Genomic DNA, 3,809 nt, shown 5'->3' on the forward strand with positions numbered 1-3,809 from the left:
GCTAATCTTGCTTCCCAATGCTGACGCTCGACCAGCATCCCAAGAGGCGACGACTGTCGCATCTCTAACTGGCCTATGTGTCGCATCTCTAAAATGCCATTACATTCGTAAGTCGCATAAGATTGGTTATGGAACCAGCGACGGTTTCAGCATTGTTGCTGTTGTGGTAGAAGCGGACCAAAGACCGTGTTCACGTCCAACCAAACAACCTACCGGAGACAATTGATTGGATTTGTCCAGCCAATCGGTCGCCCAGCTCGCGACCCTCGGAATCTCTGATATTCCACAGGATGGTGCATCCGACGAGCACCAATGGTCTCGGCGAAATCGAATTTTGTAGCAAGCTGCTGCAATTTGGCCTGCGGTCGCGCGACTATCTTGTCGGAATCGTCGCATAGTACTCAAAGCGATCCAGAAATCGGGAATTCGTTGGGGATCCGGTCGATGTTCCGTTGCTCGACGAACCGCCTAGACCGTTTCCGCCGTGCGGCCGGAGCAAAATCCATGCGGCAAGTCCAACGAGGAACAGCGCAGCGAATACCAAGGCCCATCCAGAGCGCGCTTTTCCGCTTCGGGCGCCGCGTCGTCCCTGCCCTTCGTATTGCGTTTTCTTGTTTGATGACCCGAATGGATCCCCCGGTGGTCCGCTCATAATGGTACTCCGCGCGATAGGTCTGGAACCTGCTGCGCGATTGCTTGTTCCACCTGCCGGGCCTTGATATCGCGCAGAGTATCGTTCCAGATATAGCCGGCTCAGGCCGCGTTCACTGCTATGCTGCCCACGATGATGGTGACGTTCGGGACGTTCACCCGCCATGTCTCAAACTTCACCGGCATGTTTATTTCCTCGGTAGCCACCCGCTGCCCCTTTCTGTATGCAATGCCATCATGCCAGCTGTTGAGCCCGCAGGTCTTTCATCGTATTTGGTGAAACAGCTATAAGAAGAAAAGGCCCCGGAAATGGTGCGAGAAGCGGCCGTTAAGGCTACTCCCAATTCGCCATAGCGCTGCACTGCACAATCGCATATTACGGAAGGATGAAACATCCTCGTTCCCGACCTGCGGCCTGGCTTCTGCTTGCCTTCATTATTTTCGCCACTGTTTGCCCAATCAGCGTGCGTCCGCATGACTATCTTCCTGTGGAACTCGATCGGGCATTGGCGTTCTTCCTGATGACCGGCGCCTTCGTCGTGGCCTATCCCAATCGCTGGCTCTCTGTGACACTGATGTGCATAGCCGGTGCCTTCGGCATCGAAGCGCTTCAATTCTTGTCGGAGACCAGACATCCTGAGCTGGCGGACGCAATGGTGAAGGCAGTAGGCGCTGCTTTGGGTGCGTCCTTCGGAATTGCTTTCAATGCAGTCCGACGCCGTGCCTTAGGATGGCGACAGACCACACCCTCCCCCGCGGCGGAGTCAGCTATCGCGTCATTGGTCATCTTGAAGATCATTTCGAGAGTACTAAAGTAACGAATCTCACTTTCTTTCCGTCCATTGCCCCGCGCTCCTGAAGATGCGGGGCTTCTTTCTGCAGATCCATGACAGCAGAAACCCGGTCCGACGCGATGCAGCTTCAATTCAAGATAAAATCAGCTTAGTGCATTACAGGCTTGGCGCATTCTACCCGCACGGCAACCAGATGCGTATTCAGATCCATATTATCGCAGTCCTTTTGAGCATGATGTCGTGGGTGATCTCGTTCGATGCGGCAAGAGCTGTTTATCGGCATGCTCACGAGGCGGGGATGATGCCTTATGCCCGCGCGACGTGAACGAACACGAGGAAGGTGCCTGTGGCTCTTGGGTCCCCTTTCGGGCCATTATTGGTTGTTAGGTTTGCATTTGTGATTGCATTTACATTTTGGCAATATTTAGTCGTCGCTAATAACGCGTTCTCTTGAACTTTTTGTGCCTTAGCAATCGGTGGTCCAAATGTTTGTCGTATCTGTTCTGGACAACGGCGATGAGCGCAACTTCGTTGCCACGGATGTTTATGTGGAAGCCAACTGCATAGTGTTCGCGGTTAGTGGCCGAACACTACGCTATGGTGTCGCCGACCTCCTGGATGTGGTTCCTGTCGAGCGCGAAAGTGATAGATCCCCGAGGTGGGCGTCGCAACGAAGCGCACGTGTCAATTGATGACGGATACCGAGCGCGAGCCCAAAGGATCAATCAATGAACAACATGACTGTCCTTCTGGCATCCGATCTCTCTAATGCTTTTGAGACTGTACGGAGTTTCTTTGCAGGGCGCGTCACGGGTAACCTGCTTTTCGTTCCGACGGCGGCTATCGGCGAGGGCTGGTACCCTGTCGACGCGGAAGATGTCCAGCCATTTCGTGACATGGGCTTTACCGTCACGATGTTCGATGCGTCCGTGGTCGATACGGTGAGCAGCGGTTTCCTCGACCAGTATCAGGGAATCTACATCAGTGGCGGCAACACCTTCTTCCTGCTCAAACACCTGAAACGAACCGGCTTCTTCGACATGATCCGCGACGCGGTCCTTGCAGGGAAACTCGTATACATGGGGTCGAGCGCAGGTTCCGTTGTTGCAACACCCGATATCGGATATGCGCGGGAACTCGATGACCCTTCGCTCGGCGACGGCGACAATACTGGTTTCGGTTTTGTCGATTATAGCATCCTGCCGCATATGGATCATGAGACCTTCGGCCCGATAGTGACGGTGCAGCTAGCGGCCTGGAAATCAAGTGCTGGGGAGGTACGGCCGATGAGGGACGGGCAAGTCATCATCCTTGACGGTGGTCTGGAAAAGATGATCACGATGGCGGACCTTTAATCGTATGTAATCTGATTGTCACACCTCTTGACACATTCCGTTGCTGGACCGGACACAATCATTGACGGCCGCCGGACGCAGTCATAGCGACCCAGGGTGAGACCGGCGGAAGAGGTGGTGCGAACGGCCTTAGTCGCCGCTCCGAAGGTTGGTTGCCTACCCCGAATGGGCAGCTACCGTCGCAACAGCAATGTGCGATTGTATCGATCCTCATGGCGTGCGGAGGAGCGCCCATGGTTGACGTGAAAAGACCATGTCCAAATTGCCATTGGAGCACAGGCAATTTTCTTTGCAGGAAATGCCATGGGCAAGGCTTTGTCATTGCCTACGAGATCGCCGACGGCCCGCTCAAATCGTTCCTTCGACCGATCGTTGTTTTCGCCTTCATCGCGCTTGTCGCTGCCTACGTCATGAACATCTCATCGAAGATGCATCACGACGATCGACGGGTTTTTCCCAACCCGGCCACCGATGGAACACTGGGCTTTGCGCCGCCGGGATCAAAGGGATTGCTCTTCACGCTAGTCGAGACGGACATTCCCGCCTTGTGCGCGTCGCATCCGAAAGACGGTGAATGCGCCGCTGCGATGGCCGAATTTGATGACAAGCAGCACTACGGCGTCCTGAAGTGCGGATACTACGACCAAGCCACCAATAAGACGCAGTTTTATTTCTTCTGGTACCGCCTCGTTCCCGAACACCTGGTCAAGGCGGCGGCGGGCGACCCGCGATCCTCGCTGAAGCCGCTCGGTAACAAGGCCGTTCAGGATTGCCCCGCCTCGAGGGCCGATGCCGAGGCGTTTCATTCCTGAAAATCAGTAATATGTCCACGCGCGACGAGCCTGGAACCTAGGCCCTGTTGACAAAGTGACCATTTACGTCAAACCGTGCGTTGTCGTTCCACCGATCCGGCAATGCGTTTGATCATGAAAGTATCAGTCCCCCTAGAGGCTTTTCCCGAATTAGGAACGGTCGCAAACCCTGCCGTGCTGTATGACGGGAACAACGC

Annotated in this window: 3 protein-coding genes; all 3 read left to right on the top strand. The window is 54.8% G+C overall.

The window, feature by feature from the left end; genetic code table 11:
• Positions 1–1,037: 1,037 nt before the first annotated feature.
• The 3 genes from DTW90_RS36775 (at position 1,038) to DTW90_RS36790 (ending at position 3,612) form a co-directional block, all read left to right on the top strand.
• Entirely contained in the window at positions 1,038–1,469 is a 432-nt protein-coding gene (locus tag DTW90_RS36775; RefSeq protein WP_149345032.1) for a VanZ family protein, read from the top strand.
• Positions 1,470–2,173: 704 nt separating this feature from the next.
• Complete coding sequence (locus tag DTW90_RS36785) at positions 2,174–2,800, top strand: Type 1 glutamine amidotransferase-like domain-containing protein (protein ID WP_149345036.1); 627 nt, start codon at positions 2,174–2,176, stop codon at positions 2,798–2,800.
• Between the two features lie 233 nt (positions 2,801–3,033).
• Positions 3,034–3,612, top strand: coding sequence for a hypothetical protein (locus DTW90_RS36790; RefSeq protein ID WP_149345038.1), 579 nt, complete (start codon positions 3,034–3,036; stop codon positions 3,610–3,612).
• The last annotated feature ends 197 nt before the right edge of the window (positions 3,613–3,809 follow it).

Origin of the sequence: Neorhizobium sp. P12A (assembly GCF_008365395.1) — a bacterium.
GTDB lineage: Bacteria > Pseudomonadota > Alphaproteobacteria > Rhizobiales > Rhizobiaceae > Rhizobium.